Raw genomic sequence first — 24491 nt, 5'->3', positions numbered from 1 at the left:
CCCTACGCCGCGCCATGAGCACCGACCCCTGCGACGGCTGCGGCGCCGAGGTGCGGATCGGCGGCGGGATCGGCGACTTCTGGACGCTCTCGCCGGGCACGACCGGCGGGATGACGCTGGAACTCGACGACGACAGCGAGCACTTCCTCTGTTTCGACTGCGTCGACGCCCTGCCGGACTATCCGACCGCCGAGGACGTCGCCGCGCTGGAACGGTCTGCAGGGGATGGCGACGGCGGGTGACTGTGCGCGGTTCGACTGCTACGCTGAGAACGGTCTGTACGACTTGCTGAGACTACCTCGAAAGCCCTCGGCCCGCTCGACGGAAGAGCACGCTCTTCCGAGCCCCCGTTCGCTACGCTCACGAGGACGCCCTTTCAGTCCGTCAGGAACAGCAACCTGCCCTTCCCCGTCGGCGCGACCAGAGTCGCGCCGGGCCGTGCGGTTGCGGTGGCGCGCGCTGTCGAGCCCTCGTGGCGAGACAGCGCCGTGCGAGGGATGAGCGAGCGGAGCGAGCGAATCGGCTGGGGAGGACGAGGTTGCGGTCGGGTGGGAATGAAAGGGGCCGCCGCGCTCGATCCGGTGACACGCCGTAAGCACTGGAGCGACCGGAGGGAGCGAAGCGCGCAGCAAGTCGTAACCGGTCGAGCGCGGCGGGGGCTTTCAGGAAGTTACCGTTCTATGCTGTTCGAGAGAGCGCGGCGGGGGCTTTCAGGGAGTTCACAGTCGTAGCTGCTGTTCGAGAGAGTGCGGCAGAGATTTCCCGATTGTTCGCACCATTGAACAACCAACTACGTAGCACCGGAGTCGCAGACTTTACCATCGTACGTCGCGCCCTACATCGTAGTGGACGCCAGCCGCATCCTCGACGAGTTTCCCGCGCCCTCCTACCGCGGCAACCAGCAGCAAGCCCTCGCGGACATCCGCGAGGCGTTCGAGGCCGGCAACGACGTGGTGCTGGTGCGCGCCCCGACCGGCAGCGGCAAGTCCCTGCTGGCTCGCGCCATCGCCGGCTGCGCGCGCCGGGGCGACGACGCCGCGCCGAGCGAGGCGACCAACGCCTACTACACGACGCCGCAGGTCTCCCAGCTCGACGACGTCGCCGGCGACGACCTGCTCGAGGACCTCAGCATCATCCGGGGCAAGAGCAACTACGACTGCATCCTCCCCGGCGAAACTGATACCCCGGTTGACCAGGCCCCCTGCGCCCGCGAGCGGGGGTACGACTGCTCGGTCAAGCACCGCTGTCCGTACTTCTCCGATCGAGCGATCGCCTCGAATCGCCGCATCGCCGCGATGACGCTGGCGTATTTCATGCAGACTGCCGGCTCCGACGTGTTTCGCAAGCGCGACGTTTGCGTGATCGACGAGGCCCACGGGCTCGCCGAGTGGGCCGAAATGTACGCGACGACCCACCTCGGCCCGCGCACGGTGCCGATGTGGGAGGACCTGCGCGTGCCCGACCTCGACGGCCCGGATCAGGCGGTCGACTACGCCGACGCGCTGATCGACACTTGCACGAAGCGCAAGGACGACCTGCTTCAGAAGGGCGATCTGGAGCCCGCCGAGGCCGCCGAGCGCGACCGCCTGCAGGAACTGATATCGGAGCTCAAGTGGTTCGTCGAGGACTACCGCGACCCCCAGAGTTCGACGACGTGGCTCGTCGACCAGAACGACCGCGAGGGTGGTGACGGCCAGGGCGAAGGAGGACCGGTCACGATCAAGCCGATGGACCCGGAGCGATACCTGAAACACACCGTCTGGGACCGCGCGAACAAGTTCGCGCTGCTGTCGGCGACGATCCTCAACAAGGAGGCGTTCTGCCGGCAGGTGGGCCTCGACCCCGCCGACGTCGCGCTCGTCGACGTGGGCCACACGTTCCCCGTCGAGCATCGCCCGCTGTACGACGTCGCGCAGGGGAAGATGACCTACGAGCACCGCGACGAGACGATCCCGAACGTCGCCCGAACGATCGTCCGGATCATGCGCGAGCACGACGACGAGAAGGGGCTGATCCACTGCCACTCCTACGACATCCAGTCCCGCCTGGAGGAGCGCCTCGGGAACTTCGGCGTCGGCCAGCGCGTGCGCACCCACGACCGCGAGGACCGCGACGCCGCGCTCGACGCGTGGAAGGACAGCGACCGCCCCGACGTGTTCCTCTCGGTGAAGATGGAGGAGGCGCTCGACCTCGAGGGCGACCTCGCGCGCTGGCAGGTGATCTGCAAGGCGCCCTACCCCAACACCGGCGACTCGCGCGTCGCCCACCGTCTGGAGGACGGCCAGTGGAGCTGGTACTACCGCACCGCGCTGCGGACGGTGATCCAGGGTTGCGGGCGGGTCGTCCGCGCGCCCGACGACTACGGGGCGACCTACCTCGCGGATTCGAGCCTGCTGGACCTGTTCGACCGCGCGAGCCACGACGTTCCGGACTGGTTCGACGACCAACTCGTCGAGATGTCCGAGCCGGAGCTCCCGGCGTTCGATCCCGACGCTGCGATCGGGGTCGCCGACTCGACGGACGGACGGCGCCGCGACCGCGCCGGCAGCTCGTCAGGGCGGTCGAGCCCCAACGGCTCGTCCGGCGGACGCTCGTCGGCGTCGTCCCGCGGCAGCACCGGGTCGTCCTCGCGCGGTTCGCGCTCGTCGAGTTCCTCTCGGGACTCCAGTCCGATCGCAGACGTCTGGGACACCGACGGCTGATCGGGGTCGATGCGATGTCGGAACTGATCGACATCAGTCGATCGGCACAACGGTTTTGATCGATCGGGAACGAGCGCTCTCGTGATGGACGACGATTCGGCGTCGGTGGCGTCGACGTTCGTCGATCGGTTCGCCGACGGCGCGTTCGACGAGGCCGACGAGCTGGTGCACCCGGATGGCCCGATGGACGGAGCGGGCGACGCCGCGCTGCTCTTTTCGGTGCTGCTGACCGATTTCCTCGTACCGCTCCTGCTCCAGTCCGTCCCGACCGAGGTCACCGGAACGACGACGATCGAGGAGGGTCCGACGAGAGCGAGCGTCGCGGTCGGCGCCACGATCGCCGGCGTCCGGGCGCCCGAGGCGATCGTCGAACTGCGCCGGTGCGCGGACGACGAAGCCGGCCCTCACGCCGCCAGAGATGGGGACTGGCGCGTCTGGACCGTCGAGCTCGATCAGTGAGCGCGAACCGGTTGACGGCGCCCGCTTTCCCGGCAGCCTGACCCGTTTAGCGGTCCGTCGACGTCGAGGCTGAGCCGGATCCCGAGGCCGAGCCGGACGTCGATCGCGATGACGATGACGACCCCGAGTCGGACGCTGACCCCGAGTCGGACGCCGACCCCGAGTCAGACGCCGACCCCGAGTCAGACGCCGACCCCGAGTCGGACGCCGACGACGAGTCGGACGCCGACGACGAGCCGTGGCTCGCACTGAGGAACGCGTCGCCATCGTGGCTCACCGTGGCCGACGACGGCAGGCCGCCCTCGAACTCGGCGCGTGCCGTGTAGTCGATCTCGACGATCGCCTGCATGCACGTCCGGTTCTCGGCGTCGTCCACGAGGGTCGTGACGACGTCGACCGACAACTCGTCGGCCTCGGCGTCGTAGTCGACGCTGCCCAGCGTAGCCGTCCGACAGGTGTCGCTCCCGTGGATCGTTCCGTCGACGATCACGGCGTCGGCGTCCCGGTCGAACTCGATGTCGGCGTCGTCGAGCTCCTGGCCCGGGCTAACCCCGGAGATATCGATCGCGCTATCGGTCAGCTCCGGCGTCGCATCGCCGTCAGACTCGCTGCCGTCGTCGTGTTCCACGTCGTCGTTCCCGGTTTGGGGGTCGTCGTTCCCTGCGCCATCGGTTTCGGCGTCTGCCTCGGGCTCCGCGTCGTCGGGGTCGGATTCGTTCGGATCGTCGTTTTCTCCGGGGGCCGCTTCAGACAGGCAGCCGGCGAGGGCCGCCGCGCCGAGTACGCTCGATCTTCGCAGGATCGTTCTCCGTTTCATACTTTCTGCTACCGCAGCCACCCAAAAAGCCGCTCCGTAGGCTCAAAGAGACGCTGTAGTCTTCCGCCGGAACGGCGGCGCCATGCGATATTGTAGGATCGCCGCCACGCTCGACGGCGGACAGCTGTCGAAAAGTGTTCGTCGCGCGGTTTAGTCGGCCGGCGTCGGATCCGGCGCGGCGTCGCTCGACTGGCTCGGCGAGTGACCGGGGACCGGGTCGACGCCGTGCTGAGTCGGATACTCCGAAGCCGAGGCGGCCAACCGCCGGTAGATCGCGGGGAGGACCAGACCGATCGTCGCGAGGACCGCGACCTGCAGGAGGGGACTGACGTAACTCTGGGCGGCGTACCAGAGCCCGACCGCGATAGCGACCGACGCGTTGGTCACCATAGTTTCGCTAGTGGGCATGCTAGATAGAAGTACAGTCGGCTAAATATACCTTTCTATCGGTTGACACCATGAGTGTGTGACTCACGGACGAGCTTTTTGATCGTGCGCGCCCCACTCACCGTATGGACGCGAGCGTCGACGCCGTGCGCGAGCGCGCCGCCGTCGAACACTACGAGCCCCCGGTGTACGGCATCGAGGAACCGCTCTGGATTGCGACCGACGAGGCGACCGGCTGCTCCGGCGTCGGGAAGATCGAGGCGGAGGCGATCGGCAACCTGCTGTCGCTGGTCGCGACCCACGAGACGGCGGCGGTCGACGACGCCGAGTACATGAAGTTTCCCGGCGACGTCCGCAAAAAGACCTGGACGGGCGAGAGCGACGGGCTGGTCGGGCGACTGTTAGAGAAGCTCTGAGCGCCTCGCTGGTGACTACCGCGAGGTCGGGCGACGCCGTTGCGCGCCGACCCCGATCACAGCGCCGCGGCGGTCATCGCGACCAGCGACGACACCATCAGGAACACGAACATGAGCGCGATGATCTGATTTCGATCCATACTCGGGCGTAGCGCGCCGACCACCATAATTGGTGCGCTCCGGACGGCGCGCGACGGTGTGTACCCGCTCGGCCAGCTGGAGCGGCGCCCGCTCAGGCCATCGACTGGATCGGACGGCCGCCGTCCCGGTAAAACTGCCCGTGGAAGCCGAACGGAAGCGGGCGATCCAGCGGCGCCCGGGCGCGCTCCGAGAGGTCGGCGGCGTCGAGCACGAGCAGCGCCGACCGTTCGGCCGCGGCGTCGAGCGCGACCGAGAGCAGGACGCCGTCGTCCTCGCCGTCCCGTCTCTCCGCCGGCGCAGGGACGAACAGCGGTTCGCCGGGATGTACGTCGGGCTCCGACCAGGTCCGCGTGCGCCCGGTCTCGACGTCGACTTTGACGAGCCGGTTCAGAAATTCTTCGGGCGGATGCCGCTGATTGCCCGCGCCGTAGACGTACCGGTACTCCCGACCGTTGTGCTCCGCGTAGTCGATCGTCGGGAACGCCATCGGCCCCTCGTGGAGCGTCGTCGGCGTCGGCTCGACCGGCGTCTCGGACGCCGTCGCCCGGATCGGCGTTGCCGACCCTGCGCTCGGCACGTCTGTGGCGTCCCCGCTCGGCACGACGTCGGCCTCCAGCGGCGCCACCGGAAGCCGGTAGCGCCGCAGTTCGCCCGCCGGCAGATCGGGCGACGCCGAGCGGAGATTCGGGATCGAGAACTTCGTGACGGCGCCGGCGTCGTCGAACGCGATCAGGTCGACGACGAGGTCGCCTTCGCCACGGTCCTCGAACGCGTTGGCGTGATGGAAGACGAAGAACGGCTCGGCCCGATAGGGGCCGACGATCTCGCCGGACTCCCGATCGCAGAGGAAAAACCGGGTTCCCTGCTCCGGCTCCCACTCGTGGGCGTCGAGAAACGTATCTGCGGTCACCAATCGACGGGGCGACGTGACGAACGGCGGTTCGGTGACGACGGCGTACCGGTCGGTCAGCGCGAAGCTGTGGATGTACGCCGGCCGGTCGACGTCGATCGCTGCGACCGGCTCGCGGCGGTCACTCCCGTCGGCCCTGCGGTGGAGGACGTAGCCGCTGTTCCTGCCCTGGCGGGTGGCCAGCCCCCACGTCTCCCCGCGTCGCGGGTCGTAGTGGCGATGAGCCGTCGAACCGGTCGCGTCGACGCCGTCGTCGAATCGGCGTGGATCGAGCGTGCGCAGGCTCCCGGGGTCGAACGCCCACGCTCGCGGCGGCTCGGTCACGGCGACGAACTCGCCATCACGGTGGGTGACGGTGATCGAGGCGTTGTCGGTCAACTCGCCGGAGAGAAGACGCCGAGCCCGCCCCAGCAAGCCGTCGTCCGGGCGGGTGCCGAACTCGGCGTACCGGAGGTCGCCGGTCGCCCGCGCCCGCTCGTAGGCGTCGCTCCGGAGGAATCGCGACGCGAACTCGACGCCGCCGTCGCGGATCGCGAACCGCCGGAGCAGGGCGAATCCGTCGAACCAGTGGTTCACCGTCCGGTCGCCGGCGGAGAACTTCCCGGGGCCGTTCCGTAGTAGGACGCCCGAGAGCCACTCGGGGAGTTCGCCCTCGACCGAAAGCTCGGTCGGCGGGCACGCCTCGGCGTCGCGGAACCCGAGTCTGTGGTCGGCGGTCACGGTCGGAGTTCGGGGGCCAGCTACCTCAACGTACCCCCGAGGTCGGCGCCGCCATTCAGGGGCGGTCGGGATTGACGAAGTGGCCGATCGGCTCCAGCTCTCGGCGCTCGTCCGTCAGGGTCTCCGCCAGCACCTCGTGGTGCTCCTCGTCGATGTCGAACTCCTCGGCGTCCCCCGCGGCGACCGCCTCGTCGAGGTCCGCCGTCTCCATGTAGTAGTACAGAAAATCGCCGTCCTCGGTCGAATCGACGAACGCGGTCTCGGTGTAGACCCCCTCGTGGCGGAGCGTCTCCAGCACTTCGGCCTCGCGCTCGCGCAGCTCCGCGAACCACTCGCGGAGCCGCTCGGTCTGCCCGGGGTCGATCCGCGTCCGAACGAGCGTGACGTCGTCCATACTCGCTGTCACGTCGCCGCCGTCAAAACTCTACGCCACCCTGGCGTCGACGACGACGTGCCAGACGCCTTCGCTGTGGCTCTTGACCTTTCGCTTCCCCTCGATCTCGACGCCGCGCCCGGCCCGATCGGCCGCGGCCTCGATCCGCCCTATGGGGCGGTCCCACAGTTCGGCCTCCGGCGTCGCCTCGTGGACGTGGAGAACGCCGCCGGACGCCACCGCCGAGACGGCCGTATCGAGGTACTCGTGGGCGTCGTAGTAGCCCATCACGACCCGATCGGCGTCGCTTACTTCGACGTCCCGGCAGTCCGCGCGGTACGCCTCCACGCGGTCCTGCACGTCGTTGAGCACGGCGTTCTCGATCAGGTAGCGGTACGCCGCGGGGTTGATCTCCGCGGCGGTCACGTCGGCGCCGGCCCGCGCCATCGGGAGCGTGAAGTAGCCGATCCCCGCGAACATGTCGAAGATGCGCTCGGGGCCGTCGCGGTCGGTTTCGGCGTCTGGACCGGTTCCGTCTGCGGGTCCGACGGCCGGTCCCGCCTCGCCCGCGATCACGTCGGCCATCCGCGCGCGCTCGGCCTTGTTGCCCGGCGAGAACATCACGTCCCGGAGATCCAGCGCGTAGCGCGTGCCGTGTTCGGTGTGGATCGTCTCCGTGCTCGGGTCGCCCGCGATCACGCGCCCGTCGGGCTCGCGGCGCTCGCCGTCGACGCCCTCGTGGGCCAGCACGGTGTCGGCCTCGCCGTGGAGTTCCAGCAGGGCGTCACCGAGTTCGGCCTCGCGGGGGCAGTCTTCCAGCGTGACGAGGACGACGCTGCCGATCACCGCCCACGAGCCGGGCGCCCGCTCGATTTCGGCGTCGGTCCAGCCTCGCTCGGCCAGCAGGTCGGGCAGCGTCGTCCCGCGCAGTTCGGGGTCGGTCTGGACGACGACCTCCAGCACGTCCGTCTCGGCGGGCGATGCGGTCACCGGCAGTGCGACCGTCTCGGCGCCGTACTCGCGGACTTTCCGCCCGTCGTCGTAGACGCCCTCGCCGCGCAGCTGCTCGGTCGCGACCTCGGCGCGGGGTTTCTCGACCACCACGGCCAGCGGTTGATCGCCCGCGTCAGGCATCCTCGCCACCGCGATCTGCTCGGTCGTCCTCGGGCAGCACGTGCAGCCCCGCGCGGCTCTTCAGCACCGGGACAGCGTCGGCGTCCGTATCGAGATAGTCCGGTCGTGCGATCGTCTCGGCGCGGTAGGTCTCGGGATCGAGCACCTGCACTGCGCGCTCGTCCTCGACCGCGACGAGCGTGGTCTCCTCGGCGTCGTCGATCGTTCCCAACCGTTTGGCGTCGGGCGCGTCGCCCTCCTCGTAGGAGGCCTCGTAGCGCTCGCCGGTGGTCAGGCGCGTACCCTTGAGATTCCCGCGGGCGCTGGTGACCAGCACCGGCCCCTCGTCGTCCTCGGGGTCGATCACCTCGCCCGGGCGGTAGGGCGGCAGCCGCACCGCGAAGGTGACCCGGTAGACGCCGTTGCCGTCCTCGTCCTCCGAGACGAGCGTCTCGGAGTCGGAGTAGCTCCCGCCGAACTCCTCGACGACCCGGCGGGCGACCTTCATGCCGATCTTGTTGGTCGAGAGCTTGAGGTTCAGCCCGGCGTCGACCTCGCTCGCGTCGGTGACGAACGCGTTGCGGTCGCCGGTCGCCTCCATCTCGTCGACGACCTCGTTGGCGATCTCGCGGGTACGCTCGACCTCCTCGTCGGTCGGCGTCCGGTCGCGGGCGCGCAACTGGACGATGCTGGCGTAGTAGTCCCCCGAGATCCGACCGCAGCGATCGCAGGTCTGGCGGGTGATCTTCACCGGCACCGTCACCTGCTCCTCGACGGGCGTGCCGTTGACGACGCCCGTGAAGAAGCAGTGCATCCGAATCGTCGTCTGATCGACCTGCTCGGGTTCGACGCTCCAGGCGACCTCCTCGGCGTCGAAGTGGACCGCCAGCGACTCGCTGACCTCCTCGACGGCGACCTCGGTGTAGTCGTCGGCGCCGACGTCGACCCAGCGGTTCCCGCGGTGGACCGCGCCGCAGGTGGCACAGACCCGCACCTGCACGCGGTCGGGCGCGTCGATCAACTCGAACTCGTCGAAGTAACAGGAATCACACAGCGCGGGGTCGCCGCGGCGCTCCTCGCGGGCCTCTAGCGGCGTGTCGATGGCGTCGCCGCAGCGGGGGCAGAACGCGCGCGTCTCGCTCATGGCCCGTCGGTACGTTCCTCCGGCGTTTAAGCCGTCCGTTCCGGACCCGAACCGGGTGGTGCCGAGTCACGCCGCCGCCGCGGCGTCCAGTCGCGCCGCAGACCGTTCACGCAGACGGTACAATCGGACTTACTGACGGGTCAACTCGCTTAGCTCCGCATAACAAAGTGTTGCACTCCAGACGGGTATCACGTGGCGCGCCCCCACGAGCGGGGTCACGCACGCTGGGCCGCGCCACCGCCGGGCCGGCAGCTGGAGTCTCATGCTGGCGCCACCTGCCGCGCACTCGGCGTCCGGGGGGTTCGCTGGCGCACCCCCTACGTGTCTCCCGTTTTTGCGTCGCTCAGCGCGGCGTCGATCTCGGCATCGTCGCGCGGCGTCTCGCCGCCCAGCAGCGCCCGCCGCGCCCAGACGGCGTTCGGGTCCTCAGTACGATCCATCCGAGCGACCAGTCGCTCCCGGAGCGCCGCCCGCACCGGCTCGTACCGCGGATCGTCGATCCGGTTGTCCAGCTCGTGTGGGTCCTCGCGGAGGTCGTAGAGCTCGTCGACGTCGGGCACGTTGTAGACGTACTTGTACCGATCAGTTCGGAGCATGCGCTGGGAGTACAGCCCGAACTCGTCGCCGTGGTACTGCGCGACGACGGCGTCGGGCCAGTCGTCGGGGCGTCGACCCTCCAGCAGCGGCCTGATCGATCGGCCGTGGACCGGCTCTGGCGGCGACGCGCCCGCGAGATCGAGGAACGTCGGCATCAGGTCGAGCAGGCTCACCGGCGCGTCGCAGGTCGAGCCCGGCTCGACGACCTCGGGCCAGCGGATCGCGAGCGGGATCCGGTAGACCGCCTCGTACATCATCGGCCCCTTGTTGAACAGGCGATGGCCGCCCGCGAGATCGCCGTGGTCGGCCGCCTTGACGACGACCGTGTTCTCCAGGTCCTCGGCGGCGGCGAGGATCCGGCCGAGCTGGTCGTCGATCAGCGTCACGAAGCCGAAATACTTCGCGATGGCGTCGGCCCACTCGTCCCACTCCAGGCCGTCGACGCCGCGGTACTGGCGGTAGTTCTCCTGAACGCGGGGCTTGCCCTCGAACGTCTCGGCGAACGACTCCCAGGGATCGATCTCGTCGGGATCGTACATCGAGGCGTACGGCTCCGGAACGACGTAGGGGTGGTGCGGTCCGACGAAGTCGGTACGGTGGAAAAACGGTTCGTCGTCGGCGTCGAGACGCTCCAGGCGCTCGATCGTCTTCTCGGCGATGTAGTACGCCCGCGTCGCCTCGACGGGCAGCTCGGCCGTCGCGCAGATCGGCTTGTCCGGGTTGTTGTCATGGTAGATCGCGTCCGACAGCTCGATCGATTCGGGATCGACGCCGTGGTCGCGCTGGTGGTCGAAAAAGTCCTCGTCCGCGGCGGCGTGGGCGCCGTCGCCGCCGCCGAGATACTCGAACCCGAAGTCGGCGGGCGTCTGGTCGCGCCCCACGTGCCACTTGCCGGCGTAGCTGTTTCGATAGCCGTTCTCGGCGAGCACCTCGCCGAACGTCGGAATCTCCTCGGGGAAGTTCTCCAGAATCGCGTCGGGGTCGTGGCAGTTGTTCAGCATGCCGTGGGCGTGGGGGTACAGTCCCGACAGCAACGACGCCCGCGCGCTCGAACAGATGCCGATCGGCGTGTACGCCCGCTCGAAGCGCATCCCCTCGCCGGCGATGCGATCGACGTTCGGCGTCTCGACCGGCGGGCCGTCGGGCGCCGTGAGGTCGTACCGCTCCTGATCCGTCAGCACGAGGAGGACGTTCGGAGGCATTCGAGGACGTGCGTTCTGGGGGTGTCGGAGAATTAAGCGTTGTTCCTGCGTCGAGCGGCGACTCAAGCTGTCAAGTACGATTCTAGCACGCCGATCGTACGCGCATTCAAACCGATTCGTACGGGATAGCTACCGGATCTAAACAGAGGTGATCAACAATAGAATTAAGTCGATACGGGAAGGTACTTCGCCCGTGTTCGGCCAGTGAGCGCCATCGCGACAGTCGACGACGTGCTCGCGGCCCTGCCGACCGGCGGCAACGTGGTGTTGACCGGGGCCAGTCGCGAGACGCTAGGCCGTCTTCCCGGGCGGCTACTTCGCGCGGCCGTCGGCGTCCACGACGCCGCGCTGCTCGTAACGACCGAGGACTCCGGGCGACGGTTCGCGCGTCGGATCGTGGGCCCCAGCGACGGCCCGGACCGATCGCGCGTCGGCATCGTCGACGCCACGCCGACGGGCCGCCGTCGGACCGACCCCGCCGCCAACACCTGGCACGTCTCGTCGCCGGTCGACTTCAACGGCACGGCGACGGGCATCGATCGGTGTTTCGACAAGCTCGCGGCCGACGGGTGCCAGACCGTCAACGTCCTGTACGACACGCTGACGACGCCGTTTCTCTCGGCTGATTCGAGCATGGCCGCGCGATACGCCCACTACGTCTCGCTGCAGGTCGCCGACCGGGAGGGGATCGGCCTGTTCCCGGTACACACCAACGTGACGAGTGACCGTGACGTCGAGCGGCTCAAGCACCTGTTCGACGCGCTTGTCGAGGTACGCAAGTGCGGCGGCGACCGACTGGTTCGGTGCTCGGGCGTCGAGGACGACTGGTCCGACTGGCGCAACCTTCGGGGCAGCGACGCCGACGCCGGGTTCACCGGTATCGTCTAGAGACGACGCTACGACCTTTTTCCGACTCGGGTGCGCTCGCGAAGAGGCCAAAAACTCTCCTCGATCACTGCGTTCGCTCGCGGTAAAACGGCGGCTTCGCCGCCGTACGCTCTCGGTTCTCTTAGTCCTGCTTGGCGCCGGGGTTCAGTACCACCTTTTTCCGGTTCGGGTGCCCTCACTTCGTTCGGGCACCACTCACCGCAAAAATCTGGGCCAAAAAACCGCTCGTTCACTTCGCTCACTCACGGTGAACCGGCGGCGTCGCCGCCGGACGCTTTGGACCGACTCAGTCCTGCTTGGCGCCGGGGTTCGTCACGGCGCCGTTCTCCGCGGAGCCGAACGTCTGGCCGTACTTCGCCATCACGCCGGTCGTGTAGTTGGGCTCGGGCTCGTCGCGCTCGTCGAGGCGGCGCTCGATCTCCTCGTCGGAGAGGTCGACTTCCAGCGTCCGGTCGGCGACGTCGATCGTGATCACGTCGCCGTCTTCGAGCGCGCCGATCGGGCCGCCGGTGAACGCCTCGGGGGCGACGTGACCGATCGAGAGCCCGCGCGTCGCGCCGGAGAAACGCCCGTCAGTGATGAGCGCCACGTCGTCGGAGTGGCCCTGACCGTCTCGTGCGGAGGTGACGCCGAGCATCTCGCGCATGCCGGGACCGCCGCGGGGCCCCTCGTTCCGGATGACGATGACGTCGCCGGACTCGATGTTGCCCTCCTGGACGTACTTCATCGCGGCTTCCTCACCCTCGAACACGCGGACGGGGCCCTCGTGGTGGAGGTCGTCGTCGGCCGTGATCTTCAGCACCGAGCCGCCGGGCGCGAGATTGCCGGTGAGGATACGGATCGCGCCCTCCTCGTTTTTCGGGTCGTCGACGGTGTAGAGGAAGTCGGCCTCGATCTCGTCGTCGTCCGGCAGGGCGCCCTGCTGTTCGAGGTGTTCGAGCTCCTCGGCGAGCGTCCGGCCGGTGATCGTGAGCTGGTCGCCGTGGAGCAGGCCGGCGTCGAGCAGGCGCCGGAGGACGACCGGGACGCCGCCGATCTCGTAGAGGTCGTTCATGACGCGCGTGCCGCCGGGCTGGAGGTCGGCGATCTTGGGCGTGCGCTGGCTGATCTCGTCGAACTCCTCGATCGAGAGGTCGATGCCGGCCTCGGCGGCCAGCGCGAGCAGGTGCAGCACCGCGTTGGTCGAGCCGCCGATCGCGACCTGCAGCGCGATCGCGTTCTCGAAGGACTCCTTGGTGAGGATGTCGCTGGGCTTGCGATCGTTCTCGATCGCGTCGACGGCGAGTTCGCCGGCGCGCTCGGCGACCTCGTAGCGGTCCTCGTGTTCCGCGGGCGGGCCGGCGGCGCCCAGCGGCGCCAGGCCGAGCGCCTCGGCGACCGACGCCATCGTGTTGGCGGTGAACATCCCGCCGCAGGAGCCGGCGCCGGGGCAGGCGTTGTGCTCCATCTCCTCGAGTTCGTCCTCGCTCATCTCGCCCTGCGCGACCGACCCGACGCCCTCGAACACGTTCTGGACGGTGATCTCGCGGCCCTCGTGCTCGCCGGGCATGATCGACCCGCCGTAGAGGAACACGGAGGGCAGATCCGTGCGGATCATCGCCATCATCATTCCGGGCATGTTCTTGTCGCAGCCGCCCAGCGCGACGATGCCGTCCATGCGCTCGCCGAAGGCAACGAGCTCGACCGAGTCGGCGATGACTTCCCGGGAGGTCAGCGACGCCTTCATCCCCTCGGTCCCCATCGAGATGGCGTCCGAGATCGTGATCGTGCCGAACTCGATCGGCATCCCGTCGGCGGCGTCGATCGCCTCGTAGGCGCTGTCGGCGACGTCGTCGAGGTGGACGTTACACGGCGTGATGTCCGCCGCCGGGTTCGCGACGCCGACCATCGGCGCCGCCAGGTCCTCGTCGTCGTAGCCCATCGCGCGGAACATCGCCCGGTGGGGCGCTTTCTCGAACCCCTCCGTGACCTCCGTGCTCCGGAGGTCGGGGTCCTTCTCGGTCCGCTGTTGCTCTTCCTGCTGGCTCATGTCGTGTAAATTCTGCTCCGTCACCTTAAGTCACTTCACACGAACGTGTACCCGAATCCGGATCGAGCGCCACACCGCGGCCTGTGCTGACGCTCCTTCGACGACGCTCGCTCGTTGCCACCGTCGAAACCCCCTTTTCGGGCGCCTCCCTACGTCGGCCCATGACTGACGCGCGAGTCGAGGCGACCGCTCGACTCCACTTCGGATTTCAGAACCTCTCGCTGGCCCACCAGCGCCTCTACGGCGGCGTCGGCGTCGCACTGGACGGCCCGTCGTTCGTCGTGCGAGCCCGGCCGGCCGGCGGCATCGACGTCGTGGACGACGCCGACGCTCGGGGCGACGAGAGCGATCTCGCCCGCGAGTACGCCCGCCGCGCGGTCGAACTGCTCGACGTTCCCGGCGCCGCGGTGACGGTCCACGAGCGGTTCCCGCGCCACGTCGGCCTCGGCAGCGGCACGCAGTTCGCGCTCGCGGTGTACGCCGCCGTCGCGGCGGCCCACGGTCGGGAGGTCGACGTGCGCGGGGCGGCGCCGGGACTCGGTCGCGGCGGCCGCAGCGGCGTCGGCGTCGCCGGCTTCGAGCGCGGCGGGTTCGTCGTCGACGGCGGCCACCCCACGAGCCAGTTCACGACCGCCCGGCCGGCTGACGGCGAGTGGGCCGTTCCGCCCGTGACTGCCCGCCACGACCTGCCCGACGACTGGCGGTTCGTGCTCGTCCTGCCGGACGCCGACCCCGGGCGGAGCGGCGACGACGAGGACGCCAGCATGCGCTCGGTCGTCGAGGGCGCCGATCCGACGCTGTCCGACGAGATCAGCGCCGTCCTCACGCGGCGGCTCCTGCCCGCCGCCGCGGCCGGGCGCCGCGAGGCGTTCGGCGGCGCCGTCGCCGAGATCGGGCGGCTCAACGGGGCCTGGTACACCGACGCGCAGGGCGGCGTGTTCCGCCCGCCGGTCGGCCGGATCGTCGAGGAACTGGGCGAACATCCCGTCGTCTCCGGCGTCGGGCAGTCTTCGTGGGGACCGACGGTGTACGGACTGACCGACCGATCGTCGGCGGACCGCGCCCGGGACGCAGCGCGGGACGCGCTCGACGCCGCCGGCGTGGACGGTCGAGTACTGGTCGCCGGCGTCCGCAACGCGGGCGCGACGATCGAGCGGTGACGCCGGGGCAGCAATCCGACGGCGACCCGGCGACGGCGTCGCGACGCCGACGCCCCTCCGGTGGCTTCGATGCCCGGCAGAACCGGCGATTCGGTACAGCCCGGTACGTAGTTCGTGGGAGCGCTACATCTATCAACGTTCTAAAAATATAAAGTATAAGTAAGGTATGCTGCCGTCGTCGACTCGATGAAACGACGGGTGCGAAACCACCTCCCCGGTGCGGTGCGGAACAGCTACGCTGCGAAGTTCGGGATCGCGCTCGCCGCGGTGATCCTGCTCGTCGGCGCCGTCGGCGGCGTCGTGTACGCCCACACCGGGACCGTCCTGCAGGAGGACACCCAACAGGAGCTGGAGACCGCAGCCGCGAGCGACGCCCGGCAGGTCGATCAGTGGCTCGAAGACACCCAGTTCCAGCAGTCCAAACTCGCGAGTTCTCACTCGCTGCGCATCGACGACGAGGACGAGATCCAGGCGCGCATGGCGACCACCGTCGACCAGCACGCCAGCATCAGGGGCGTCTATCACGTGAACGTCACGTCCGGCGAGGTTCTGGAGGTGTACGGTCACGGGCTGATCGCCGAGGGCGGCTCCCTGCGCCCGGCCAGTCACGAGCGCGTGCGCTCGCTCAACGACCAGAGCACGACGGTCACCACGGCGACGGTCGCCCGCTCGAACGTGTTCCGCGCCGCGGCGGACGGGTCGCCGGTGTTCCTGTTCGTCGGCAACGTCGAAACCGACGAGCACCGCGCAGTCGTCTCGGTCGTCGACGTCCGGCAGATGTCTACCGAAACGCTCCAGCGGCGCTCGGACGGCGAGACGACCGTCGTCAACGGGTCGGGGACGGTCGTGCTCTCGCTCGACGAGTCGCGGATTCTCGACGACGCCGACGTCACCCCCGGATCCGACTCGCAGGGCTTTCTCACGGCGACCGACGGCGACGGAACGGAACAGGCGGTCGGCTACGCCGCGACGACGGAGGCCGACTGGGTGACGACCGCCAGCGTTCCGACGGCGACGGCGTACTCGCTCCAGAGCGACATCTCGCGGGGCGTGCTCGCGATGTTGCTCGTCGCGGCCGGCGGCGCCGTCGCGATCGGCCTCACCATCGGCCGCAACACCGTCCGGTCGGTCCGCGATCTGGCCCAGCGCGCCGGTGAACTGGAAGACGGCGACCTCGACGTAGAACTGGAGACCCATCGATCCGACGAGTTCGGCCGTCTCTACGACAGCTTCGCGAGCATGCGTGACTCGCTGGGCGACAGGATCGAGGAGGCACAGCAAGCCCGGCGCGACGCCGATCGCCGGCGCGCCGAGTCCGAGCAGTTCGCCGAGCACCTCGAAGCGACCGCCGACCAGTACGGCGACGTGATGTCCGACTGCGCGGAAGGAGATCTCACTCGCCGGATCGATCCCGACGACGAGAGCGAGGCGATGGCGACGGTCGGCCGCGAGTTCAACGCGATGCTCGACCAGCTGGAGACGACGATCGCGGGCGTCGCCCGGTTCGCCGAGGACGTCGCGGTCCGCAGCGATCAGGTGACCGCCGGCGCCCACGACGTTCGGGAGGCCTCCGAACGGGTCACCGCGTCGGTCCAGGAAATTTCGGAGGGCGCCGAACGCCAGCACGAGCAGTACCGGACCGTTTCGGCGGAGATGCAGACCCTCGCCGCGTCCGTCGAGCAGGTCGCCGCGTCCGCGGACGACGTCGCCGACCTCGCCGAGCGGACGGCCGAGACGGGTCGCGAGGGCCGGGGCGCCGCGGAGGACGCCATCGAGGAGATGGACGCCATCGAGCACTCATCGCGCGAGGCGGTCGACGCCATCGACGATCTGCAGACCCAGATGGAGGCGATCGAGGAGGTCGTCGAACTGATCACGGAGATGGCCGACCAGACCAACATGGTCGCGCTCAACGCCAGCATCGAGGCCGCGCGCGAGTCCGAGGCCGGCGACCGCGAGGGCTTCGGCGTCGTCGCCGACGAGGTCCGATCGCTCGCCGACGAGACCAAGGATGCCGCCGAGGAGATCGAGGCGCGGATCGAGGCGATCCGCGACCAGACCGAGGCGACCGCCACCGAGGTCCGGACCGCGGGCGACGACATCCGCGACAGTGCGGCGACGGTTCGGGACGCCGCCGACGCGCTGGACGGCATCGCCGAGTACGCCGAGGCGACCAACGAGGGCGTTCAGGAGATCCGCGCGGCGACGAGCCAGCAGGCAGCGACGACCGAAGAAGTCGTTTCGATGGTCGGCGAGGCGGCGACGGTCAGCGAGCAGACGACGGTGGAGGCCGAGACAGTCGCGGCCGCCGCCGAGGAACAGACTTCGACGATGTCCGAGGTCGCCGAGAACGCCTCCGGGCTCGCCGATCGGGCCGACCGGCTGCGGACGGCGCTGGACCGGTTCGAGGCGACCGCGGACGCCGATGTCGGGGACGGGCAGCTGGAGGACGTCACGGTCGAGGATACCGCCACCGTAGAGGACGCCGCGTTCGAGTTCCCGGACGCCGACGACGCCGCGGCGGACGACGCCGACGGCTCGGACGACGATTCGGACGGTCACGCTCTTCCGGCGTCGACGACCGACTGAGCTTCGGCGTCGACGACCGACCGAAGCCCGGCAGCGACGACGACCGTGCTTCGGCGTCGACGCGGCGTCTGACCCGACGAGGTCGGCGCCGTTTCACCCACAAAGGATAACCTACCGCGGTCCCACGTCGAGGTATGGCTCGCGTTCCGTTCGGCATCTCCCGCCTGGACTCGATGATCGGCGGCGGCGCGCCGCCGGGCAGCGTCGTCCTGCTGGCCGGCGAGGTCGGTGCCGGCGGCCGGGAGTTCGCCTACACGAGCGCGGTGATGAACGGGCTCGCCCGCGCGGATGCAGAGCAGTTCGACCTCTACTACGGCGACCTCGACGATCGCTCGCGGCTCCCCGAGGACATCCGCTACCTCTCCTTTACCGCCAGCGAGTCCGCACTGGTCGAGGAGATGCGCTACACGATGGAGCGGGATCTCGTCGAGGCCGGCACCGGGCCGATGGAGTTTCTCGACCTCTCGGCGGAGTACTTCCAGCTCAGCCAGGTGCCCCCGGAGTGGTACTCCGAGCGGACCCGGAGCATCACGTCGCTCGGCGACGAGCACGACCGCAAGGACGTGCTCGACGCGCTGGGTGACTATCTCAACGACAACGCCGCGGACAGCCTTGTCGTGATCGACTCGATCACCGACCTGCTCAGCCTCTCCGAGGAAGTACAGTGGGACGACGTTCCGATGCTGCTGAAGGGGCTCAAGCGGGCCTCGAACCGCTGGGGCGGCCTGATCCTGCTTTTGGTCTCGATCGACTCCATCACGGACACCCAACTCGGCCGGCTGATGGAGGCGACCGACGGCGCCATGCTGTTCGAGTGGGCCAGCGGCGGCAGCGAGCGCGACCGAACGATGGTCGTCAAGCAGTTCCGCGGCGTCCTCTCGCGACTGGAGGCCGAAAACATCGTCCAGTTCGAGACCGACATCACCGACAGCGGGTTCGACATCAGCGACGTGCGCAAGATCCGTTGATCGACCGTTCGTCGCGCTCGCCCGACAGATGTGTCACGAAACGTGAACATTTTCGCCGGCAACGGACGACGGGTGCCCCGAACCCTTAAGATCGTTCTTGTCCAAAACGGTACGAATGGCGAGCGACGAGTCGGCGACCCGAGAGGTCTCGATCGATCTCTCCGAGGACGTGCGCGAGTGGCTCGACGAGCGTGCGACGAGCGACGGAGAGGGCGCCGACGAGGTCGCCCGCCGATTGCTCGCGGCGCACCACGAACTCGCGACCGGCGACGGTCCGACGGAGCCGACGCCGTCAGGCGACGGCGTCTCCGAGGACGACCTCGACGAGCGCCTCGCGGACCTCGACGAGGAGTTCACGGGGCTCATCGAGGACGTCCGTAAGCGCGTCATCCAGGTCAAGCGCGAGACCGACCGGAAAGCGCCCGAGGACCACGACCACCCCGAACTGGCCGCCCGCGTCGACGACGTCGAACAGCGGGCGGCCGACGCCGCCGAGCGCGTGGCGGCGCTCGACGACGCCGTCGAGGACGTCGAGACACAGGTCGAGACCGGCTTCGAGAACTACGAGGACATTCTGCAGTACCTGACCGACGAGACCGATTCGCTCCGCGAGCGAACGGACACGCTCGCGCGGGCCGTGATCGAACTCCGCGGCGAACTCCGGCGGATCGCCGCCGATCGAGCGCGCCGCGAGGGCGTCGAGGAACTCAAGCACGCGGCGTCCCAGTACGGCGTCCGCACGGCGGAGTGTGACGCCTGCGAGGCATCGATCGACGTGGCGCTGCTGACGGCGCCGGAGTGTCCCCACTGCGCGACCCAGTTCACCGACGTCCGGCCCGGATCGCGGTTCCTGAAGCCGAACGTGCTGGAGACGGGCGATGCGCCGGCGCTGACCGGCGGCGACGCACCGGACCTCGACGCCGATCTCGAAGCGATCGTCGAGGAGGACCGCGACGTGCCCGACGGGATCGAGTGGGCGCAAGCAGACGGAGGAAAGCGGACCGGGGGAGGTGAACGGTGACCGACGAGGAGCGCGACGATGACGGCGACACTCCGGCGGACGACCTCCCCGAGGAGCCGCTGGCCGATCTGGCCGCGGACGTCGGTGACCACCCGTCCGACAGCGGCGAGGAAGGCGACGATGCCGAGCGTCACCCCCGACTTGACGCCGACACCGATCGCGAACCGTCGGCGCTGCCGGGCGACACTGGCCGCGAGGGACCGCTCGGCGAGCTGGCCGCCGACGTCGAGCGGCGCCGCGACGCCGCCGACAATGCCGACGCCGCCGACCTCGACGACGTCTTCACCAGCCAGGAGGTCGCGGACCTCGACGTCGACGCCGTCTGGGAGCAAGTCGAGTCCGACGGCGTCGACGACGAGCAGGCGGGCGTCGAGACCGAGGAGCGAGTCGTCTCGAAGGCGAGTTTCTGCCAGCAGTGCGAGTTCTTCTCCGAGCCGCCGGCGGTCGGCTGCGGCCACGAGGGCACGGAGATCCTCGAACTGGTCGACACGGAGCGGTTCCGGGTTCGCAACTGCCCGAAGGTCGCCGAGGAGGAGCGGCTGGGCGACCTGTAGCCGACCGCGCGTCGGCGTCCTGACGAGCGGTCGTCGAGTCAGGGTTCGATGAGTCCGCTCATCGGCGTCCTGACGAGCGGTCGTCGAATCAGGGTTCGATGAGTCTCGCTCATCGGCATCTCTTCAGGACCGATCCGAGAGCGGGCCGCTTTTCCTCGCGCCGCTCGTAGCCGGAGACATGCAGTTTTGCGACGCCTGCGGCTCGATGATGAAGTCAGTCGACGGCGAGATGGTCTGTACGAACGACGACTGCGGCGCCACGACCGAGCGCGACGACGATCTCGCCGAGTCGTTCGTCTCGACGGAGGCCCAGAGCGGCGACGAACTGATCGAGACCGAGGAAGGCGCCGAGTTCGAGGGCAAGCCCACCAGCGACGACGTCCACTGCGACGAGTGCGGGCACGGCGTCGCCTGGTACACGATCAAGCAGACCGGCTCGGCCGACGAGCCGCCGACGCGATTTTTCAAGTGCAAGGAGTGTGGCCACCGCTGGCGGGAGTACAACTGAGCGTCGCGACGCCGTACCGTCCGTCGATCGGCCGCGACCGCCACCAGATTTTTCAGTCGACAGACGTAACACCACGATCGCAATGTCTACCGAAACCAGTTCCGAAAGTGGCGACGCGAGCCGTGCGGCCGACGCGGTCGGCTCCGCTGCGGACGAGTTGCGACACGAACTGGAGTCGGCGAGGCGCGACGCGTCCGGAACGACGGAGCGAGCGCTCGAAAAAGCACAGAAACTGCTGGACGACGCCGAAGCGGCGCTCCGCAAGCGCCTGTAGCTGAGGCGTCGTCGCCGCCGAGAACCGACCGGCGAGTCACCGTCGAATTTCGCTCCGTAAGGTCGAATTGGGGCCCGGTAGCACGCAGCGACCATCGGCGCTCCGTTCGGTAGGCCCGCGCAGAGCACTCCCGGCGGCGAACGGTTCCGGTCGGTGATCGTTGAACGGAGTTCGCAATTTATGCCGCTAGCCCTACAATCGCGGCCAATGGACTGGTCAGGCCGAACGAACGTCGACCGACGCGGCGACGAGATCGCGCTCCGAGTTCTCGAAGGCGTCGCGGACGCGGACGACCGGCGTATATCGGATCTTCCGCCGCTGTACTCGACGCTGGACCCGGATGCTCTCGGGGCGCTGTTCCGGCGATCCGACAGCGACCTGCGAGTCGTCTTCGAGTACGACGACAAGACGGTCACCGTCCGCGAGGGCGGGCGCGTGACTGTCGACGAAGGGTTTTGAGCTTCGAGCGGGCGTCGGCGCCCCGCGCCCGAGCAGCGGCTGAGGCCGTGCGACCGCGGCGTCTTCGTATTCTCCCGTAAGGTGCCGTTACGCGATGACGGCTGCCTCCGTTCCGATCGCTAACCGGATGTTACTCGTGACGGCGCGTCCCCGCACGGATCGAAATCCGTCACGATCGACCGTTGAACCCGGCGCATCCGGTGACGTTCCGGAGAGTTTTAGCCGCAGGGGTTATATTCGGGAGATATGCGATTACACGACAGGGACGTCCGCCAGGACGTGCGCGAACTCGGCGCCCTGCTCGGGGACGTGCTGGAGGACCAGACCTCGCGGTCGGCGTTCGAGACCGTCGAGACGCTCCGAACGTCCGCGATCGACTACCGGGACGGCGAGCTCGACTCGCGTCAGCCGCTCCACGACGAGCTCAACGGGCTGACGCCCGACCGAGAGAGCATCGTGGCGCGGGCGTTCACGACGTACTTCGAGCTGATCAACCTCGCCGAGGAGCGCGAGCGCGTCCGCGCCATTCGGACGGGCTCTCACGAGGGGACCCTCGACGACAGTCTGGAGACGGCCGCCGAGGAGCTGGCCGAGATGGACGTCGAGGACGCTCAGCAGGTCCTCGACGACGTTCTCATCGAGCCGACGTTCACGGCTCACCCGACCGAAGCGCGACGCAAGACCGTCAAGTCGAAGCTGCGTTCGGTGTCGAACCACCTCGAGACGCTCGACGAGCGCCGGCTCACCAGCAAGGAGCAGGGCCAGGTCGAGCGCGACATCGACGCCGAGGTCACCAGCCTCTGGCAGACGCCGCAGGTCCGGAACCGCCGGCCCGAGCCCGAGGACGAGGCGCGCAACGTGCAGTGGTACCTCGAAAACACCCTGTTCGACATCGTCGGCGAAGTGTACGACGAGCTCGAGGACGCGCTCGTCGACGAGTTCGACGACGATCTGGATATCTCGAAGCTGTTCGAGTTCCGCTCGTGGGCCGGCAGCGACCGCGACGGCAACCCCTTCGTGACGCCGGAAGTCACCGAGACCACCCTGGAGCGCCAGCGTGCAGTCGTCCTCGACCGGTACGCCGGCGAACTCAAGCGCCTTTCGGGCGTCCTGAGTCAGGACGGCGCCCGCATCGAGGTCGGCGAGCGATTCGAGAAGTCGCTCGCCGCCGACTTCGATCGCCTGCCCGGCCTCGCCGAGGAGGTCGAGGAGCGCTACCCCGACGAGCCGTACCGCCAGAAGCTCAAGCTGATGCGCGAGCGCCTGCGCCGGGTCGGTGACGTCCGCCCCGGCGGCTACGACGACATCGCCGAACTGCAGGACGACCTCGACGTACTCGCCCAGAGCCTGCGCGCGAACGGCGCCGATTCGGTCGCGGAAGCTCACATCGACCCGCTGGCCCGCAAGGTCGACACCTTCGGCTTCAGTCTCGCCAGTCTGGACCTGCGCGACCACCAGCAGATGCACACCGCGGCGGTCTCGGAGGCGCTGGCCCGCGAGGGCATCGACTACGAGTCGATGGACGAACAGGAGCGCATGGAGACGCTGACCGACGCCGTGTTGCAGGACGAGCGCGTCATCGACCTCGAAGACCAGTCCGACGTCTCCGACGACGCCGCGCGCGTCCTCGAACGGTTCGACCGGCTGGCCGACTGGCAGGAGGAGTTCGGCATCGAGGCGATCGACACGTACGCCATCTCGATGACAGAGGAGCCCAGCCACGTCATGGAAGTGCTGTTCCTGGCCGACCAGGCCGACGTGGTCGAGCTGCCCGGCCACTGCGGGCTCGACATCGTCCCGCTGCTCGAAACCGAGAGCGCGCTGTCGGGCGCCCGCCGGATCATGGGCACGCTCTACGAGAACGAGGCCTACGAGATGGCCCTCGAGGCCCGGAACGAGACCCAGGAGATCATGCTGGGCTACTCCGACTCCAACAAGGAGAACGGGTTCCTCGCCGCCAACTGGTCGCTGTACAAGAACCAGCGGCGTCTCGCCGAGATCTGCGACGACTTCGACGTGACGATGCGGCTGTTCCACGGCCGCGGCGGCTCGATCTCGCGGGGCGGCGGCCCGATGAACGACGCCCTGCTCTCCCTGCCCAACTCCACGGTCACCGGGCAGGTCAAGTTCACCGAGCAGGGCGAGGCGATCGCCGAGAAGTACGGCAACCAGCGCATCGCCGAGCGCAACGTCGAGCAGATGCTCAACGCCCAGCTCCGGTCGCGCAAGCGCTCGATGGAGCAGCCCGTCGAGGACGTGCCAGAGGAGTGGTTCGACGTCATGGACACCATGGCCGACGCCGCCCGCGACGAGTACCGCGATCTGCTCGAAACCGACGGGTTCGTCCAGTACTTCGAGGAGGCGACGCCGATCACGGTGATCGAGAACCTCAACATGGGTTCGCGCCCGGCCTCGCGCTCGGGCGAGCGCAACGTCGAGGACCTGCGCGCGATCCCGTGGGTGTTCTCGTGGACCCAGTCCCGGTGTATCCTGCCGGGCTGGTACGCGCTCGCGACCGGCATCGAGGCGTACCTCGACGACGGCGGCGACGTCGAGACGCTCCAGGACATGTACGAGGAGTGGCCGTTCTTCCGCACGAAGCTCGACAACGCCGCGATGGCGATCGGGCGCACCGACATGGAGATCGCCGCCGAGTACGCCGATCTGGCGACCGACGACCTGCGCGAGCAGTTCTTCCCGCGGGTCACCGACGAGTACGAGCGCGCGGTCGACCACGTCGTCGAGATCACCGGTCGCGACCACCCGATCGACCGCGAGTGGCTCCGCGAGAGCTTAGAGCGGCGCAACCCCTACGTCGACCCCCTGAACCTGCTCCAGACGCACCTGCTCAAACAGACCCACCGGACGGATCTGGAGGAACAGACGCTGCGCCTGACGGTCAAGGGCATCGCGGCGGGCATGAAGAACACCGGATAATCTCGTAGCCCTCGTTTTTGCGTCGGGACGCCGCGGCGGCGTCGTCCGGTCTTTTGTCTGCTATGCGCGTGTCCTCTGAAAGCGGCTTCATAAGCGTGCGCCCGGGAGTTCGGCGAGCGCGGT

Annotated in this window: 22 protein-coding genes; 14 read left to right on the top strand and 8 right to left on the bottom strand. The window is 68.7% G+C overall.

The window, feature by feature from the left end; all coding sequences use genetic code 11:
* Positions 1 to 14 precede the first annotated feature (14 nt).
* The 3 genes from NO931_RS16675 to NO931_RS16665 all read left to right on the top strand — a co-directional run bounded on the left by NO931_RS16675 (position 15) and on the right by NO931_RS16665 (position 3161).
* Entirely contained in the window at positions 15 to 242 is a 228-nt protein-coding gene (locus tag NO931_RS16675; RefSeq protein ID WP_256393489.1) for a DUF7561 family protein, read from the top strand.
* A gap of 603 nt (positions 243 to 845) precedes the next feature.
* Positions 846 to 2702, top strand: a complete 1857-nt coding sequence (locus NO931_RS16670; RefSeq protein WP_256393488.1) for a helicase C-terminal domain-containing protein — start codon at positions 846 to 848, stop codon at positions 2700 to 2702.
* An 84-nt stretch (positions 2703 to 2786) separates the two neighbouring features.
* The gene (locus NO931_RS16665) at positions 2787 to 3161 is read left to right on the top strand and encodes a hypothetical protein (protein ID WP_256393487.1); all 375 of its coding nucleotides are present in this window, start codon (positions 2787 to 2789) and stop codon (positions 3159 to 3161) included.
* 46 nt (positions 3162 to 3207) lie between these two features.
* On the opposite strand, the gene NO931_RS16660 is transcribed toward NO931_RS16665, so the two are convergent.
* Both NO931_RS16660 and NO931_RS16655 read right to left on the bottom strand, forming a co-directional pair.
* Positions 3208 to 3978 (bottom strand): hypothetical protein, encoded by a 771-nt coding sequence (locus NO931_RS16660; RefSeq protein WP_256393486.1) that lies wholly within the window; start codon positions 3976 to 3978, stop codon positions 3208 to 3210.
* A 150-nt stretch (positions 3979 to 4128) separates the two neighbouring features.
* On the bottom strand, positions 4129 to 4386 hold the full coding sequence (locus tag NO931_RS16655) for a DUF7987 family protein (protein WP_256393485.1): 258 nt from the start codon (positions 4384 to 4386) through the stop codon (positions 4129 to 4131).
* A 104-nt stretch (positions 4387 to 4490) separates the two neighbouring features.
* On the opposite strand from NO931_RS16655, the gene NO931_RS16650 reads away from it, so the two are divergent.
* On the top strand, positions 4491 to 4781 hold the full coding sequence (locus tag NO931_RS16650) for a hypothetical protein (protein WP_256393484.1): 291 nt from the start codon (positions 4491 to 4493) through the stop codon (positions 4779 to 4781).
* Between the two features lie 232 nt (positions 4782 to 5013).
* On the opposite strand, the gene NO931_RS16645 is transcribed toward NO931_RS16650, so the two are convergent.
* The 5 genes from NO931_RS16645 to NO931_RS16625 form a co-directional block, all read right to left on the bottom strand.
* A complete protein-coding gene (locus NO931_RS16645; RefSeq protein ID WP_256393483.1) occupies positions 5014 to 6552 on the bottom strand; it encodes a carotenoid oxygenase family protein in 1539 nt (512 codons plus the stop codon).
* A 55-nt stretch (positions 6553 to 6607) separates the two neighbouring features.
* Entirely contained in the window at positions 6608 to 6946 is a 339-nt protein-coding gene (locus NO931_RS16640; protein ID WP_256393482.1) for a DUF6176 family protein, read from the bottom strand.
* Between the two features lie 30 nt (positions 6947 to 6976).
* Positions 6977 to 8059, bottom strand: a complete 1083-nt coding sequence (locus tag NO931_RS16635; protein WP_256393481.1) for a class I SAM-dependent methyltransferase — start codon at positions 8057 to 8059, stop codon at positions 6977 to 6979.
* Positions 8052 to 9182 (bottom strand): 60S ribosomal export protein NMD3, encoded by a 1131-nt coding sequence (locus tag NO931_RS16630; protein ID WP_256393480.1) that lies wholly within the window; start codon positions 9180 to 9182, stop codon positions 8052 to 8054. Before NO931_RS16630 ends, NO931_RS16635 begins: the two co-directional genes overlap by 8 nt.
* A 317-nt stretch (positions 9183 to 9499) precedes the next feature.
* Positions 9500 to 10981: a sulfatase family protein gene (locus NO931_RS16625; RefSeq protein WP_256393479.1), complete on the bottom strand. Its 1482-nt coding sequence runs from the start codon at positions 10979 to 10981 to the stop codon at positions 9500 to 9502.
* Positions 10982 to 11185: 204 nt separating this feature from the next.
* On the opposite strand from NO931_RS16625, the gene NO931_RS16620 reads away from it, so the two are divergent.
* The gene (locus tag NO931_RS16620; RefSeq protein ID WP_256393478.1) at positions 11186 to 11869 is read left to right on the top strand and encodes a DUF7504 family protein; all 684 of its coding nucleotides are present in this window, start codon (positions 11186 to 11188) and stop codon (positions 11867 to 11869) included.
* A 286-nt stretch (positions 11870 to 12155) separates the two neighbouring features.
* Here NO931_RS16620 and ilvD read toward each other — a convergent pair whose 3' ends face one another.
* Positions 12156 to 13898, bottom strand: a complete 1743-nt coding sequence (ilvD, locus tag NO931_RS16615) for a dihydroxy-acid dehydratase (protein WP_256393477.1) — start codon at positions 13896 to 13898, stop codon at positions 12156 to 12158.
* Positions 13899 to 14059: 161 nt separating this feature from the next.
* Between ilvD and NO931_RS16610 the strand changes: the two genes are divergently transcribed.
* From NO931_RS16610 to ppc, 9 genes are all read left to right on the top strand, one after another.
* Positions 14060 to 15058 (top strand): beta-ribofuranosylaminobenzene 5'-phosphate synthase family protein, encoded by a 999-nt coding sequence (locus tag NO931_RS16610; protein WP_256393476.1) that lies wholly within the window; start codon positions 14060 to 14062, stop codon positions 15056 to 15058.
* A 186-nt stretch (positions 15059 to 15244) separates the two neighbouring features.
* Positions 15245 to 17647 carry a methyl-accepting chemotaxis protein gene (locus NO931_RS16605; protein ID WP_256393475.1) on the top strand — a complete coding sequence of 801 codons (2403 nt, stop codon included), beginning with the start codon at positions 15245 to 15247 and terminating at the stop codon, positions 17645 to 17647.
* A gap of 134 nt (positions 17648 to 17781) precedes the next feature.
* Positions 17782 to 18615 (top strand): RAD55 family ATPase, encoded by an 834-nt coding sequence (locus NO931_RS16600; RefSeq protein ID WP_256393474.1) that lies wholly within the window; start codon positions 17782 to 17784, stop codon positions 18613 to 18615.
* 115 nt (positions 18616 to 18730) lie between these two features.
* Positions 18731 to 19636 carry a hypothetical protein gene (locus NO931_RS16595; protein ID WP_256393473.1) on the top strand — a complete coding sequence of 302 codons (906 nt, stop codon included), beginning with the start codon at positions 18731 to 18733 and terminating at the stop codon, positions 19634 to 19636.
* Positions 19633 to 20190 (top strand): DUF8135 domain-containing protein, encoded by a 558-nt coding sequence (locus tag NO931_RS16590; protein ID WP_256393472.1) that lies wholly within the window; start codon positions 19633 to 19635, stop codon positions 20188 to 20190. The genes NO931_RS16595 and NO931_RS16590 overlap by 4 nt, the downstream gene beginning before the upstream one ends.
* Positions 20191 to 20368: 178 nt before the next feature.
* Positions 20369 to 20698 (top strand): transcription factor S, encoded by a 330-nt coding sequence (locus NO931_RS16585; protein ID WP_097010103.1) that lies wholly within the window; start codon positions 20369 to 20371, stop codon positions 20696 to 20698.
* 82 nt (positions 20699 to 20780) lie between these two features.
* A complete protein-coding gene (locus NO931_RS16580) occupies positions 20781 to 20972 on the top strand; it encodes a hypothetical protein (protein WP_256393471.1) in 192 nt (63 codons plus the stop codon).
* Between the two features lie 207 nt (positions 20973 to 21179).
* Positions 21180 to 21431: a HalOD1 output domain-containing protein gene (locus NO931_RS16575; protein WP_256393470.1), complete on the top strand. Its 252-nt coding sequence runs from the start codon at positions 21180 to 21182 to the stop codon at positions 21429 to 21431.
* Positions 21432 to 21677: 246 nt separating this feature from the next.
* Positions 21678 to 24368, top strand: coding sequence for a phosphoenolpyruvate carboxylase (ppc, locus tag NO931_RS16570; protein WP_256393469.1), 2691 nt, complete (start codon positions 21678 to 21680; stop codon positions 24366 to 24368).
* Positions 24369 to 24491 lie beyond the last annotated feature (123 nt).

The organism is Natronoarchaeum rubrum (genome assembly GCF_024494695.1).
This window is presented reverse-complemented; position numbering and strand designations above follow the sequence as displayed.